Below are 14550 nucleotides of genomic sequence, written 5' to 3' on the forward strand. Positions count from 1 at the left end.
AGTTATGAAGTGGTCTCCTTGTCGTTCCATCCGTATACTATGCCGAACCCTTTTAAAATTCCACTTAAAATCCAATATTAATTCTTATTGGTTCTAATGCTTGTAGCATTTAAACGGTTAAGCGCCCGTTGCAGAGCTACTTCCGCCCGATGGTGATCTATCTGCTCCTGTTTGCTCTGGAGCCGCAGTTCTGCCCGCTCCCTTGCCGCACGGGCACGCTCCACATCAATTTCTTCGGAACGTTCCGCACTCTCAGCCAAAATGACCACTTTATCCTTGCGGACTTCAAGAAAGCCCCCATTGACCGCGATCACTTCGGTTTGACCACCGATTTTAATGCGTATCGGTGCAATCTTCAAGGGAGTGACCAAGGGAAGGTGTCCGGGTAAAATCCCAAGATCGCCTTCCGAGCCGCGAACACTGATGCTGTTTACCTGTTCTGTATAGACCAGGCGCTCCGGCGTCACAATCTCTAGTAAATACGTGCTCACTTGAATCCCTCCTGGAAGCTGTCCACAGACAGCTCACTTCGTAAGGCTCGGCTATTCTTTGCCTGTTGTTTACAGCGTTTTAGCTTTCTCAACTGCTTCTTCGATGGCTCCTACAAAAAGGAAAGCCGCTTCTGGAAGATGGTCATACTTGCCTTCCAAAATTTCTTTGAAGCTTCGTACAGTTTCTTTAACCGGCACATATTTACCTGGGAAGCCGTTAAATGCTTCGGCAACGTGGAAAGGTTGAGAAAGGAAACGCTGGATTTTACGTGCACGTGCTACCAACATTTTATCTTCTTCACTCAGCTCGTCCATACCCAGGATCGCAATGATATCCTGAAGCTCATTGTAGCGGGCCAAAATTTGTTTTACCCCTTGAGCTACATTGTAATGCTCTTCACCCACAACGTCTGGAGCCAAAATACGGGAGCTTGATGCGAGTGGATCAACCGCCGGGTAAATACCCATTTCGGAAATTTTACGTTCCAGATTCGTTGTAGCATCCAAATGGGCAAACGTCGTAGCAGGAGCCGGGTCAGTGTAGTCATCCGCAGGCACATAGATCGCCTGAATGGAAGTAACAGAACCTTTTTTAGTAGAAGTAATCCGTTCTTGCAATTGACCCATCTCAGTAGCCAGCGTAGGCTGGTAACCTACTGCTGAAGGCATACGTCCCAACAAGGCCGAAACCTCAGAACCCGCTTGAGTAAAGCGGAAAATGTTATCAATAAAGAGCAACACGTCACGGCCTTCTTGGTCACGGAAGTATTCCGCCATCGTCAGACCTGTGAGAGCTACACGCAAACGTGCACCCGGAGGCTCGTTCATTTGTCCGAACACCATCGCAGTTTTGTTGATAACGCCGGAATCTCTCATTTCATGATACAAGTCATTTCCTTCACGTGTGCGTTCACCTACACCCGCAAATACAGAAATACCACCATGCTCCTGAGCGATATTGTTAATCAATTCTTGAATGGTTACGGTTTTACCTACACCAGCACCACCAAACAATCCGACTTTACCACCTTTGGCATAAGGAGCTAGCAAGTCGATAACTTTAATACCTGTTTCGAGCATCTCTGCTTGAGTTGTCAGCTCATCGAAAGAAGGAGCTTGACGGTGAATCGGATTTCTAGCCGTTTCACTCATATCAGCACCATTATCAATTGGCGTTCCAAGTACGTTAAATACGCGTCCAAGAGTAGCTTCGCCGACAGGTACTGAAATAGGTGCTCCCAGATCTATGGCTTCAGCTCCACGAACCAGACCATCTGTGGAAGACATGGCAATACAACGCACACGGTTGTCACCTAGATGTTTTGAAGCTTCGAGCGTCAGGTCAATTTTGACTCCGCTCTCCAGCACAGTCCCAATATGAATGGCATTCAGGATTTCCGGAAGCTGTCCACGTTCGAACTCAACGTCAACAACCGGACCCATGATGCTCACTACGCGTCCTTTGTTCATCTTTTGGTTTCCCTCCTACAAGCTTGCACAGCCGCAAATCCGAACCACTCTGATTTGTTTTGCGCCCGCAATTTATCATAATAGTGTAGACATGCTATAAAACAGTCGCAACAAGCCTGATTAAGACTGAGCGCTTGCCCCTGCAACGATTTCCGTAATTTCCTGGGTAATAGCCGCTTGACGAGCACGGTTATAGGTCAAGGAAAGCTCACCAATTAACTTGGAAGCATTCTTCGTAGCAGATCCCATCGCCGTCATCTTCGCTCCCAGTTCACTAGCTTTACCATCCAGCAAAGCGCCGTAAATAAGCGTTTCCGCGTAACGCGGCAGCAATACTTCCAGCACTCCTTCTGGTGAAGGCTCATACTCATAGTTAATTGAGGATGAAGCTGTAGCTGAATCCGGTGTTGCCATTGGTAACAGACGGTCAACTGTTGGAATTTGAGTCAATGCGTTGACAAAGCGGTTATAGCATAGATAAAGCTCATCAAATTCTTTAAGTTCAAAGCCTTGTACAGCCTTGCTTGCAATTGTTTTGATATCTGCAAAAGCAGGTGTATCTGACAGATCTGTTACCGATTCAGCGATAGGGAATTCACGACGTCTGAAATAATCCCGTCCTTTTCGCCCAATGATGAAAATCACAAATTCATCCTGTGAACGGTGACGTTCAGCAATCGTCTGCGTAACCTGTCGCAAAATATTGGCGTTATAACCACCAGCCAGACCACGATCAGATGTAATGATAAGATAAGCAGTCTTTTTAACCGGACGCGTTTCCAGCATTGGATGCTTGATGTTATTCGCTCCAGAAGCAATGCTACTCACAACTTCCTTAAGCTTTTCCGAGTAAGGACGAGCCGACTCCGCTTTCTCCTGAGCTTTTCTCAGCTTGGATGCAGCGACCATTTCCATCGCTTTCGTGATCTGCTTCGTACTCTGCACACTTTTAATCTGACGTTTAATCTCGCGCATACCTTTTGCCATGATTTCACCACCTTTAAGCTCTAGCAAAGCCAAAGCTAACTTCGTAAGCAATCCCTTAGCTTAGCTTGGACCAAGTCTAAGCACTTCGTAAGATTCAAATCCAGCCGGACATATGTTAAAGGGCCTGTTATAGAGGGTAAAACATGCCAAGGAAGCCAAAACCCGGAGGGCACGCTTCCTTAGGACATCTTTCATCATAAACAGGCAAATTCCAATGTATTAAACCGACGTGGCGAATGATTTTTTGAATTTCTCGATAGCCGCCTTCAAAGCCGCTTCGTTATCAGCAACCAAGTCTTTCGTGTCGCGGATAGATTGAAGCACGTCCTGATGGTCAGACACCATGAAAGACAGGAAGTCTTTTTCAAAACGTTTTACATCCGCTACAGGGATATCATCAAGGAAGCCTTTTACTGCAGTATACAAGCTCACTACTTGTTGCTCTACAGCAAGCGGTTGGTTAACGCCCTGTTTCAGAATTTCCATCATGCGTGCGCCGCGATCCAGACGGGCTTTTGTGGATTTATCCAAGTCTGACCCGAATTGGGAGAACGCTTGAAGCTCACGATATTGAGCAAGATCCAGACGCAGGGAACCTGCTACCTTTTTCATCGCTTTAATCTGAGCAGAACCACCTACACGAGATACGGAAATACCTACATTGATCGCTGGACGTTGCCCTGCATAGAACAAGTCAGCTTCCAGGAAGATCTGTCCATCCGTGATGGAAATAACGTTAGTTGGGATATATGCAGAAACGTCGGAAGCCTGTGTCTCGATGAACGGCAATGCGGTAAGTGATCCGCCGCCCAACTCATCATTCAGCTTCGCTGCACGTTCCAGCAAGCGAGAGTGAAGATAGAAAACGTCACCTGGATAAGCTTCACGACCCGGTGGACGACGCAGCAACAGGGACAGTTCCCGGTAAGCTGACGCTTGTTTAGTCAAGTCATCATAAACAACCAGGACATGCTCGCCTTTGTACATGAAATACTCACCCATGGCGCAGCCAGAGTAAGGAGCAATGTACAGCAATGGTGATGGTTCGGAAGCAGATGCCGTAACGACAATCGTGTATTCCAGCGCACCGTGACGACGCAATGTTTCAACAACTTGAGCTACCGTGGATTGTTTTTGACCAATAGCGACATAAATACATTTCATGCCATTGCCTTTTTGGTTCAAAATTGCATCGATTGCGATAGAAGTTTTACCTGTTTGACGGTCACCGATGATCAACTCACGTTGACCACGACCAATCGGAACCATTGCATCAATAGCTTTAATCCCCGTCTGCATAGGCTCATGTACCGATTTACGGGCCATAACACCTGGAGCCTGACTTTCAACCGGACGGAATTCTGTTGTAGCAATCGGCCCTTTACCGTCTACCGGTTGTCCCAGTGGGTTAACTACACGTCCGATCAGCGCTTCCCCTACAGGGACCTGCATGATCTGACCTGTACGTTTTACTTGACCGCCTTCACGAATGTCGGAGAATTGACCCAAAATAACAACACCGACATTGCTTTCTTCCACGTTGAGCGCCAAGCCCAATACGCCAGTGTCGAATTCAACCAATTCACCGGCCATAACTTTTTCCAGTCCGTAGACGCGGGCAATACCGTCGCCGACTTCAACAACAGTGCCGACTTCAACGACCTCGATATCATTTTTATATTGTTCAATCTGACTTTTAATCAATGAACTGATTTCCTCAGGTTTGATACTCAAGTGTGTTCACCCCTATCTTCTATACTCGTCTGTTAAAGGATTTCTCGAGACGATCCAGCTTGCCGGCCAGACTGCCGTCGTACAGTGTATCGCCGATAACCACTTTCAATCCGCCCAGCAGACTCGGGTCTACTATATTTTCCACGCGGATTGTTTTATGTTCACGGGCTCCGAATTGCTCGGCTACCGCTGTTTTTTCCTGATCACTTAAAGCATAAGTCGAATACACCTTTGCATGAGCAAGTCCCAGCTTATATTCCTGAATATCGAGGTATCCGGCAAGGAGAGATTCGAACAAATCTGCTCTACTACGCTGAATCAACAGTTTGATCGTGTTAATTAGCGAGGCAGACAACTTGCCTTCAAAACTGTTAGCTAGAACTTGAAGCTTGACCGTTTCCGTAATGTTAGGAGAATTAATGAATTTACGGATTTCAGCATCCCCCGATACAGCCTCTACAAAAGCACGTAGCTCCTGCTCGGTTTCCATAATGGTCTGTTCTTGCTCTGCCACTTCAAACAAAGCTTTCGCATACCGTTTGGCAACTACCGTATCCCGGCTCATGCTTTGCCTCCTACCTCTTTAAGGTATTGGTCGACAAGCTCTCCTTGGACTTGGTCTTCCTTGATTTCCTTTTGAATCAGTTTGGAAGCAATTTGTACCGAAGCTTTACCCACTTCGCTGCGCAGTTCGGCAACCGCCTTATTACGCTCGCTTGTGATTTCACGAACAGCTTCGTCTTTCAGGCGGACAGCTTCGTCTTTAGCCTGAACAATAATTTGCTCCGCTTGCTTGTTACCTGTTTGTTTTGACTGCTCAATAATGTCGTACGCTTCCTTACGTGCCTGCTGGAGAGCCTGCTTTTGCTCCTCAACATAAGCAGCAGCCTGTTCACGCGTCTGTGCCGCTTCATTCATTTGCTGTAATACAAGCTGACGGCGCTTCTCCATAACGGAAAAGAGAGGGCCGAATGCATAACGCGTCAGTAACCAGTACAAGATCAAAAATGCAATGATTGTGAAAACGATACTTGTCCAATTTAAACTCAATTGAAGTCACTCCTTTCCGGTGAACGTCGGTTCTGGATCTTTCATGTTCAAACGAACAAAGAAGGCGCGGATGGCTGTGCCTTCCCCGCCAAACCTTGCTTCCATTCAATTAAGCACCTGCGTAGAAAATGAATGCCAGAACGACCCCGATGATTGGCAGGGCTTCGACCAGACCTACACCGATAAACATTACCGTTTGCAACGTTGCTTTTGCTTCAGGCTGACGAGCGATACCTTCAACTGTTTTACTTACGATCAGACCGTTACCAATACCTGCGCCCAAAGCGCCCAAACCTACTGCGATTGCAGCTGCGATATATGCCCAAACTCCCATTTTAAAAATCCTCCTTAGTGATGTGTATTTGTATTGTACATGTATTTGCAGTTAAGAGCGAAGCGTACTCCTGAACTTAACTAAAAACCGGAAAACAAGCTTGTCTAATGCTCTTCTTCATGCGTGTCAATGGACTGCGAAATGTATACAAACGTCAGAATCGTGAAGACGAACGCTTGAATACTGCCGACAAAAATACTGAATCCTTGCCAAACAACGAGTCCCAATACGGAAGCAATCCAGCCTCCTACACCAAGTGCTGTCAATTTCAGCAGAACACTGATCAAAACTTCGCCGGCAAAAATATTACCGAATAGACGCATACCATGTGTCAACAGTTTCGAGAACTGCTCAATCAAGTTAATTGGCAAAAAGAATGGAAATGGCTGAACGTAATGCTTGAAGTAAGCTTTGGTATTGCGGAAGATCCCTAGGAAATGAACCAGGACAAAGATCATCAAAGCGAGTCCAATAGATACCCCTGCATCTGCAGTAGGTGATTTCCACCAGCTGATACCTACATGGGCAGCTTCGCCCGGGTGAGACGCCTGTGCTTGTTCTAATGCTTCTTTGACTGGAATGATTTCATGTCCAAATACTTGGGCACTTTGCACATTATCGAATTCGGTCACAATCCCGAACGGTAAGCCCAGCATATTTCCCACGAAAATGAACATGATCAGCGTCATCCCCAAGGAGAGGAATGGCTTCCCTTTTTTCAAATCCATCGTGCTGGTAATCAGTCCTTGAACGAATTCAACGACCCATTCCATAAAATTTTGCAGCTTGCTTGGATTGTCCACAGACAAATTGCGCGTTGCAGCAAATGCCAGTCCAAATACAATCGCACAAGTCACAATAAGCATAATAATGACGGACAAGTCAATGTTAAACCCGCCCAATTGGATAATCGGTGATTCATGCAACATGTTTTCTCACCCCTTTCTCAGTTGAGCCATCATTTTTCCTGAAGCGCGAATATGATGCCTATAATTAACAGAAGAAATTGCCCAGTCACCAGGCTTGCCATTACAGCGATCTCATGGAAATAGGCCGGAAATTCTATCGCCAGCACCACTGCCAAAATCGAGGTCCCTAATCGAACGCCAAAGCCAATACCAAACACTCTCTTCTTTCTTTCACCGGCGGCCGCACTCGCAACCTGTCGAATTTTGTAGGCCATATACAGCACATTTAGACAGCTTACTCCCGTTCCCAGAATGATTCCGTGAGCAATGTCACGATGTTGGGGCATGAAGGCGGAGACCAGGAAACACAGAGCCATAATACCAAGCGCTACGATCCATAACATTTTTTGCATACGGGTCATCTCATTCATGGTTATCCCTCAGTACCTTTCCGATCACAAGGGCAATACTTAATGCGCCTACAACCAAGCCTGCGAGAACGCTTACGCCAATCCAAATTCCGGAGCCACCAAGTTTGGCATCAAGCCATTTTCCTGCATAGAAGCCACCCAGTGTGCATATCGCCAAATCAATGCCGATCGCGCTCACCAGTCCTATAGCCTTAAAGGCATTTCCGGTGTTATTTCGGTTGTTGTTTTGCTTGGAAGGTTTGACCACTTTTCCATGTCACCCCTGCAATTCCAGTCCATTTTACTTAAATATAAGATGCTTTGTCAATTGAGATATTTTAGCGCCCTAAAGTATAAAATCAAACGACAAAGCATCTTAAATTGCTGTATCCCTTGGTAACCGTACAGTTTAACTGTATGCTTGCCTTGTAAAGAATAATTATATCGGACGAACACCTTTTGTGAACATTGTGTGAAATTCTTCAGGACGTTCGGTTTGAACACCATAATGGTGCAAAATCGCATTGACAATTCTTACTGATGCTTGTCCATCGCCGTAAGGATTCGCTGCCTGGCTCATAGATTCGTACAACGCGGAATCTGTCAAAAGTGCCTTGGTCCGATTGTACACGTTCTCTTCACTCGTACCCACTAGTTCCAAGGTGCCCGCTTCAATTCCTTCCGGTCTTTCAGTCGTATCACGCAGCACCAGAACAGGTACTCCGAACGAAGGTGCTTCTTCCTGAAGCCCACCGGAATCCGTAAGAATCAGATGTGTATGTGGATAAAAATTGTGAAGATCCACGACATCCAGCGGATCAATCAGCTTAATACGCGGATGGTTGCCTAAAATCTCAAATGCAGGTTCCTTCACAGCCGGACTCGGATGAACCGGATAAACAATAGCGATATCCTCAAACTCATCCGCAATTCGCTTAACCGCATTAAAGATCTGACGATGCGGTTCCCCTTGGGATTCCCGGCGATGTGCTGTCATGAGAATCAGACGTTTGCCCTGAGCCCAGTCCAGTACGGGGTGCTCGTAATCCTGGCGAACCGTATACTGAAATACGTCAGTTACTGTATTGCCTGTAACATATATTCGCGATTCAGGCTTATTTTCCTTCCGCAAATTCCCAGCCGATAAAGAAGTAGGCGAGAAATGCAGATCAGACAGCACGCCTGTGAGCTGACGGTTCATTTCTTCAGGATATGGAGAAAGCTTGTTCCACGTCCGCAAGCCTGCTTCCACATGCCCTACTTCAATCTGCTGCATAAAAGCTGCATAGCTGGCCAGGAAAGTCGTCAGCGTATCACCGTGAACCAACACGATATCGGGCTTGGCCTCACGCAATACAGGCTCCAGACCTTGAAGTACCCGCATGGAGATTTCATTCAGTGTCTGGCGATCCTTCATTACATCCAGATCATAGTCAGGGTGAATATTGAAAACTTCCAGAACCTGATCAAGCATCTGGCGATGTTGAGCCGTAACGCATACCACGGACTCGATATGCTCCGGGTGACGCTGAAGCTCCAAAATAAGAGGAGCCATCTTAATCGCTTCCGGACGCACACCAAAAATTGTCATCACTTTGATTTTGGACATTTTCTGTTGAACCCCTTTTCATAATAAATGTCCGCTTCACAGATCTTCCATTATTCAGAAAAACGACCTGTCATAACGTCCATAGATTTTGCCGAACTGCCAAAAGCAGTCTACTTGGTTCCGTACAAGCGGTCTCCCGCGTCACCAAGACCCGGAATGATGTATCCATGATCATCCAGACGCTCGTCCAGTGCAGCAACATAGATGTCTACATCAGGATGCGCATCCTGCACAGCTTTGACTCCTTCAGGAGCAGCAATCAGATTCATCATTTTAATTTGAGTGCAGCCTCTCTTTTTCAACACATCAATCGCCGCAATTGCCGAGCCACCCGTTGCAAGCATCGGATCAATCACGATCAGTTCGCGCTCAGTTACATCTGTAGGCAGCTTCGTATAGTATTCTACGGGTTGCAGCGTCTCAGGATCGCGGAACAGTCCCACATGACCTACCTTTGCTGCAGGCAGCAGCTTTACTACGCCATCCAGCATACCCAAGCCTGCACGCAGAATCGGAATAAGACCCAGCATACGTCCTGAAATCACTTTACCTTCTGTCTCAGCAACCGGTGTCTGCACCGTAATGCTTTCCAGCGGGATATCCCGTGTAATTTCATAAGCCATCAATGTTGCTACTTCATCCACCAGCTCGCGGAAATCCTTGGTGTTGGTCCGCACATCGCGGATAAATGTAAGTTTGTGTTGGATCAAAGGGTGATCGCAAACCACCAGTTTCGCCATAATATATTCCCTCCGGTATTATCGTCACGTTCTTTCGCGCCAGCATATCGAACTATCCTGAGTCGAAAGGATCTATGTAACCTATTTGCACAAACCAAATAAGCACAGATGCAATGCGTGCCTGTAAATCCTGTTTATTATAACATTCCCTTGATTGATTTAACACCTGCCACCGTAACCTTTTGTCAAGGGAAAGATATGACATGTAAAATACTTAATAGGACCACTTCATGTGTGACTTTCGTCACATAAAACTACATTAAAAAGGCTCTGACGGCACTTGACCGTCAAAGCCTGCTGGCTTTAAACTTCCTGCCCATGCTATAGCCTTTGCTTCCTCATGCAGCGGTATTCTTTTATCTATACTTCAAATTGTCCCATGCCCCCTGAAATTGCTGAAGCATTTCGTCCTTCGTGATAACCCCTGCAATATAGGCTTGCATACTACTGCTTAAATCCTGATTTAGCCCTTTCGGGAAGCGTTGAAAGTTCCAACTCCATATCTTGCCTTCCCTCACATGCCGAGATATTTCTGCACCTAGATCACCTGTCGTCTCGTCACTGGACGTGATACTTTTGAAGGCAGGAACAAACTTAAATTCCTTGATGATATAATGTTTGCCTGTTTCTGATGTGACCAACCAATTGAGGAATTCTTTTGCCTCCTGCTTCACAGGCGAATTTTTATTGATCACCCAGTTCGAGGCCACTCCCACCGCGAGTCTACCTCCTGTGGAGGGATCATTGTCTATAGGCGTAGGCAGAATACCCAAATTCAAGTTAGGATTAATTCCATCCATTTGCGGTTGCGTCCAGTTCCCCTGGTGCATCATAGCAGCCTTACCTGTCGAAAACAGTGTCACTTGTGTATTGTAATCCGTCGTGAGCGGATTGCGGTTCCCATATTTTATAGTCAGGTCAAGCAACTTTACCCATTGATCAAACACGGGGTTACCGGGGATGCGAGCCGTTCCTTTGTTTAAATCCTCAACGTAACTTTCCGGGTTCGGCTGTCTGGCAAACGGGATATTGATAAAATGGTTCCCCAGAACCCACCATTCCGCATACCCGTTAGCAAAAGGTATAATCCCTGCCGCTTTCAGTCGCTTGGCTGCTTGCTCCAGTTCATCTATCGTCTGAGGCAGTTTGGTTATGCCCGCTTTTTTAAATAAATCCTTGTTATAAACAAATCCAAATCCTTCCAGATTCATAGGCTGTCCATAAATCTTACCGTTAACCGTCATCGGCTTACGAGCGAAATCGTCCAGATCCTTCACCCATGGCTGATCCGACAAATCCTCCAAGTACTCCAACCACGTATCGCGGTCTTGGTAGCCCTCATTTGTAAAAATGTCCGGCTGATCGCCTGATGCGAATTTTGCCTTCAACGAAGCACCGTAGTCCGTACCACCACCGACAGATTGGATATCCAGCTTGATGCCAGGGTGGGTCTTTTCATATTCAGCCTTCAGCTTGTTTAACGGTTCCGATATCTCTACTTTGAATTGATAAATGTGTATCGTTTTTGTCTTACTCTGTTGAGCCTTCGTATTTCCACAACCTGCAAGTGTACATGCGAGCAGCACCATCAAGGAGATGACAAGTAACGCTGTTTTTTTCATCGATTATCTCTCCCTTCAGCCTTTGACCGCGCCGGCTGCAATGCCAGAAACGATGTATTTTTGCATCACCAGAAAAAACACAACAATTGGCGTGATCCCCAACACCAGTGCTGGCAGCGCCAAGTCCCATTGCTTGGTGTACTGACCAAACAACATATAGGTTGCAATCGGAATGGTACGCAGCTCAGGATCATTCAAAATGAGTGAAGGCAACAGATAGTCATTCCAGATCCATAAGGTATTCAAGATAAGCACGGTTACGAACATAGGCAGCAGCAGCGGACAAACGATGCGAAAGAACACCCCGTACCGGGATGAACCGTCCACCCTTGCCGCCTGCTCGATCTCAATAGGTACCGCTTTAATAAAGCCATGAAAAAGAAAAACGGATAAAGGCGCTCCAAAACCCAGATAACATAAGATCAGTCCCGGTATACTGTTGTTCAAGCTCAATACGTTGGACACTTCCATAAGCGGCAACATAATCGATTGAAAGGGAACTACCATCGCAGCCACAAGCAAACCGAACAGGAACCGATTAAAACGAGTGTCATGCCGAACCATCTGGTAAGCGGCCATCGAGCTGATTAGTAGCAAAAGCGCATTACTGACGATCGTGACAATCAGTGAATTCCCCAGTGCTGTGGGAAAGTTTATTTTATTCCAGGCGTTAGCATAGTTTTCAAAACGGAAGGTTGTCGGCCACGAAGCGGAATGGGCCAAAATGTCGCCAAAGGATTTAACGGAGTTTACGAGCAAAAAATAAAACGGAACCAGAAAGATTAACCCGATCACAATTAGCATTATTTCAGCAGCCCATGTGCCCAAACGATAGTTTGACGTTTTTCCCATTACATTTCGACCTCCTTTTTCTTCGTGAGACGCACCTGAATGCTGGTTATGATTGCAACGACCACAAAGAAAATCATAGCTTTGGCAGTCCCTAATCCAAGTCGATTATTTGTAAACGCTTCATTATATATGTCCAACGCTACAGACTCTGTCGACTTGAAAGGTCCCCCCTTTGTGAGAGCCAAATTCAACTCAAATATTTTAAAGGACCAGGATATCGCCAGGAACAAGCAGACGGTCACCGCTGGCATAATAAGTGGCACTACAATATGACGCAGAATCTGTCTTCGGCTCGCACCGTCGATTTGTGCCGATTCAATAAGGGCATGCGGGACATTATTTAACGAGGATATGTAAATAACCATGAGATAACCTGCATATTGCCACACAAACACAATGACAGTTCCCCAAAAAGCAGTTGGCCCATCACCCAGCCACGGCAGTTTAAAAAAAGAAAGCCCTGTTGCCTCACCTACTGCAGAAAAGCCGCGTACAAATATAAATTGCCAGATAAAGCCGAGCAGCAAGCCGCCAATCATATTGGGCATAAAAAATACAGTTCGCAGTGCATTACGGGTACGCAACGGTTTGGTAAGTGCATAGGCTAGGAAAAAGCCAATCAGGTTCGTCAGAACGACACCACATACGGTAAACCGGACCGTAAACCAGAATGCATTACGAAAATCTGGATCATCCCTAAAAATATGAATGTAATTCCCCAGTCCGAGCCATCGGATATTTTCAGATACTCCATCCCAGTTGGTCATAGAATAATACAGCCCCAGCAGGAACGGAATGACCATAATCAAGACAAAAAACAACGCCATCGGTCCTACAAATACGAGTTGCTGCAAAAATTGCGCGGATTTTCTTTGACTCAATGCAATCACTCCTTTGTCGTAGATCATGAAGGATAGCGCGCATAAACCCTTACTGTAATCGCTTATTACCCAAAAATGTATGTTTCGAGTCGTTCGGAAGCAAAAAAAGACTGTTCTCCTCCGGCTTACGGAAGGAAAACAGCCTATAACATAAAAATTATGAATGTCGATGAATTAGTATTGAGTTCCTGGATAAATCGGGAACTTATCTGTCAACTCGCCAACCGCTTGGCTTGCTTTGGACAATACAGTATCATCTTTCGGGTTTTTAAGGGTTTCAGCAATGATTTTACCGATTTTGACCATTGCCTCTTCATCCATACCACGAGATGTTGCAGCAGGTGTACCAATACGAATTCCGCTTGTTACGAATGGACTGGTCGGGTCAAAAGGAATCGCATTTTTATTGACTGTGATGCCCACGGAATCCAATACATGCTCCGCTTCTTTACCTGTGATATTCAAATTGCGCGTATCCAACAGCATCAGATGGTTATCCGTACCACCGGATACAATGTTAATCCCTTCAGCCAGCAGTGTTTCAGCCAGCACCTGTGCGTTGCGGACTACGTTTTGCGCATAGGTTTTGAACGATGGCTGGAGCGCTTCACCCAAAGCAACCGCTTTGGACGCGATCACATGCATCAGTGGCCCCCCTTGAGTACCAGGGAAAATAGCTTTATCAATCGCTTGCGCCCATGCTTTGCGAGTCAGAATCAGACCCCCACGCGGACCACGCAGCGTTTTGTGTGTCGTTGTTGTTACAAATTGGGCATGCGGAACTGGACTTGGGTGAATTCCCGCTGCCACAAGACCTGCGATATGTGCCATATCCACCATGAACAAAGCACCTACATCATTGGCAATGGAAGCAAAAGCTTCAAAATCAATAGTACGCGGATATGCACTCGCGCCAGCTACAATCAGACGAGGACGGTGCTTGAAGGCTGCCTTACGCACTTCATCGTAGTCGATGCGGAAGTTGTCTTCGCGTACACCATAGGCAGCAAAGTTATACAACAAGCCGGAAGCGTTAACCGGACTTCCGTGTGTTAAGTGGCCACCATGCGCCAGATTCATACCCAGTACAGTATCTCCAGGTTTGAGAGCTGCCAGATACACCGCCATGTTGGCTTGTGCTCCAGAGTGAGGCTGCACGTTAGCATGCTCGGCGCCGAACAGTTCTTTCGCGCGGTCACGTGCGATGTCTTCAACGATATCTACATGCTCACAGCCACCATAGTAGCGTTTGTTCGGATAACCTTCAGCATATTTATTCGTCAGCACGGAGCCCATAGCTTCCATTACTGCTTCACTGACAATGTTCTCGGATGCGATTAGCTCGATATTGTGGCGTTGTCGTTTCAGTTCAAGTCCCATTGCTTCCATCACTGCCGGGTCACTTTTACGCAGGTGTTCCATCATGATTGATTACTCCCTCTCCATAGTCAATTGTCGGATA

Annotated in this window: 16 protein-coding genes; all 16 read right to left on the reverse strand. The window is 46.4% G+C overall.

Annotated features, from left to right (window positions below):
* Positions 1–77: 77 nt before the first annotated feature.
* Entirely contained in the window at positions 78–491 is a 414-nt protein-coding gene (locus G9G54_RS10005; protein ID WP_013312322.1) for a F0F1 ATP synthase subunit epsilon, read from the reverse strand.
* A 69-nt stretch (positions 492–560) separates the two neighbouring features.
* Positions 561–1961 (reverse strand): F0F1 ATP synthase subunit beta, encoded by a 1401-nt coding sequence (gene atpD, locus G9G54_RS10010; RefSeq protein ID WP_013312323.1) that lies wholly within the window; start codon positions 1959–1961, stop codon positions 561–563.
* Positions 1962–2081: 120 nt separating this feature from the next.
* On the reverse strand, positions 2082–2948 hold the full coding sequence (gene atpG, locus G9G54_RS10015) for an ATP synthase F1 subunit gamma (protein WP_039271553.1): 867 nt from the start codon (positions 2946–2948) through the stop codon (positions 2082–2084).
* Between the two features lie 219 nt (positions 2949–3167).
* Entirely contained in the window at positions 3168–4682 is a 1515-nt protein-coding gene (atpA, locus tag G9G54_RS10020) for a F0F1 ATP synthase subunit alpha (RefSeq protein WP_013312325.1), read from the reverse strand.
* Positions 4683–4701: 19 nt separating this feature from the next.
* Positions 4702–5247 carry a F0F1 ATP synthase subunit delta gene (locus G9G54_RS10025; protein WP_061832042.1) on the reverse strand — a complete coding sequence of 182 codons (546 nt, stop codon included), beginning with the start codon at positions 5245–5247 and terminating at the stop codon, positions 4702–4704.
* Positions 5244–5732 carry a F0F1 ATP synthase subunit B gene (gene atpF, locus G9G54_RS10030; RefSeq protein WP_023990709.1) on the reverse strand — a complete coding sequence of 163 codons (489 nt, stop codon included), beginning with the start codon at positions 5730–5732 and terminating at the stop codon, positions 5244–5246. The genes G9G54_RS10025 and atpF overlap by 4 nt, the downstream gene beginning before the upstream one ends.
* Before the next feature lie 109 nt (positions 5733–5841).
* The gene (atpE, locus tag G9G54_RS10035) at positions 5842–6066 is read right to left on the reverse strand and encodes a F0F1 ATP synthase subunit C (protein WP_007432750.1); all 225 of its coding nucleotides are present in this window, start codon (positions 6064–6066) and stop codon (positions 5842–5844) included.
* Positions 6067–6170: 104 nt separating this feature from the next.
* Positions 6171–6995 (reverse strand): F0F1 ATP synthase subunit A, encoded by an 825-nt coding sequence (gene atpB / locus G9G54_RS10040; protein WP_013312328.1) that lies wholly within the window; start codon positions 6993–6995, stop codon positions 6171–6173.
* A gap of 29 nt (positions 6996–7024) precedes the next feature.
* Positions 7025–7405, reverse strand: coding sequence for an ATP synthase subunit I (locus tag G9G54_RS10045; RefSeq protein ID WP_013312329.1), 381 nt, complete (start codon positions 7403–7405; stop codon positions 7025–7027).
* Positions 7398–7652, reverse strand: a complete 255-nt coding sequence (locus G9G54_RS10050; protein WP_023990711.1) for an AtpZ/AtpI family protein — start codon at positions 7650–7652, stop codon at positions 7398–7400. The genes G9G54_RS10045 and G9G54_RS10050 overlap by 8 nt, the downstream gene beginning before the upstream one ends.
* A gap of 171 nt (positions 7653–7823) precedes the next feature.
* Positions 7824–8993 (reverse strand): non-hydrolyzing UDP-N-acetylglucosamine 2-epimerase, encoded by a 1170-nt coding sequence (gene wecB, locus G9G54_RS10055; protein WP_061832041.1) that lies wholly within the window; start codon positions 8991–8993, stop codon positions 7824–7826.
* A gap of 110 nt (positions 8994–9103) precedes the next feature.
* Complete coding sequence (gene upp, locus G9G54_RS10060) at positions 9104–9733, reverse strand: uracil phosphoribosyltransferase (protein ID WP_013312332.1); 630 nt, start codon at positions 9731–9733, stop codon at positions 9104–9106.
* Positions 9734–10089: 356 nt separating this feature from the next.
* On the reverse strand, positions 10090–11355 hold the full coding sequence (locus G9G54_RS10065) for an ABC transporter substrate-binding protein (RefSeq protein WP_165177739.1): 1266 nt from the start codon (positions 11353–11355) through the stop codon (positions 10090–10092).
* Between the two features lie 15 nt (positions 11356–11370).
* A complete protein-coding gene (locus G9G54_RS10070; RefSeq protein ID WP_165177741.1) occupies positions 11371–12207 on the reverse strand; it encodes a carbohydrate ABC transporter permease in 837 nt (278 codons plus the stop codon).
* Positions 12207–13088 (reverse strand): carbohydrate ABC transporter permease, encoded by an 882-nt coding sequence (locus tag G9G54_RS10075; protein WP_165177744.1) that lies wholly within the window; start codon positions 13086–13088, stop codon positions 12207–12209. The genes G9G54_RS10070 and G9G54_RS10075 overlap by 1 nt, the downstream gene beginning before the upstream one ends.
* Before the next feature lie 174 nt (positions 13089–13262).
* Complete coding sequence (locus tag G9G54_RS10080) at positions 13263–14513, reverse strand: serine hydroxymethyltransferase (RefSeq protein WP_013312336.1); 1251 nt, start codon at positions 14511–14513, stop codon at positions 13263–13265.
* Between the last annotated feature and the right edge of the window lie 37 nt (positions 14514–14550).

This window comes from Paenibacillus sp. EKM212P (assembly GCF_011066115.1).
In the GTDB taxonomy this organism is placed as follows: domain Bacteria; phylum Bacillota; class Bacilli; order Paenibacillales; family Paenibacillaceae; genus Paenibacillus; species Paenibacillus polymyxa_B.

Excerpts from the sequence above, each read along its gene's own strand:
- atpD (WP_013312323.1), bottom strand. The coding sequence starts at position 1,961 with ATGAACAAAGGACGCGTAGTGAGCATCATGGGTCCGGTTGTTGACGTT.
- atpG (WP_039271553.1), bottom strand. The coding sequence starts at position 2,948 with ATGGCAAAAGGTATGCGCGAGATTAAACGTCAGATTAAAAGTGTGCAG.
- G9G54_RS10025 (WP_061832042.1), bottom strand. The coding sequence starts at position 5,247 with ATGAGCCGGGATACGGTAGTTGCCAAACGGTATGCGAAAGCTTTGTTT.
- atpE (WP_007432750.1), bottom strand. The coding sequence starts at position 6,066 with ATGGGAGTTTGGGCATATATCGCAGCTGCAATCGCAGTAGGTTTGGGC.
- atpB (WP_013312328.1), bottom strand. The coding sequence starts at position 6,995 with ATGTTGCATGAATCACCGATTATCCAATTGGGCGGGTTTAACATTGAC.
- G9G54_RS10045 (WP_013312329.1), bottom strand. The coding sequence starts at position 7,405 with ATGAATGAGATGACCCGTATGCAAAAAATGTTATGGATCGTAGCGCTT.
- wecB (WP_061832041.1), bottom strand. The coding sequence starts at position 8,993 with ATGTCCAAAATCAAAGTGATGACAATTTTTGGTGTGCGTCCGGAAGCG.
- upp (WP_013312332.1), bottom strand. The coding sequence starts at position 9,733 with ATGGCGAAACTGGTGGTTTGCGATCACCCTTTGATCCAACACAAACTT.
- G9G54_RS10065 (WP_165177739.1), bottom strand. The coding sequence starts at position 11,355 with ATGAAAAAAACAGCGTTACTTGTCATCTCCTTGATGGTGCTGCTCGCA.
- G9G54_RS10070 (WP_165177741.1), bottom strand. The coding sequence starts at position 12,207 with ATGGGAAAAACGTCAAACTATCGTTTGGGCACATGGGCTGCTGAAATA.
- G9G54_RS10080 (WP_013312336.1), bottom strand. The coding sequence starts at position 14,513 with ATGATGGAACACCTGCGTAAAAGTGACCCGGCAGTGATGGAAGCAATG.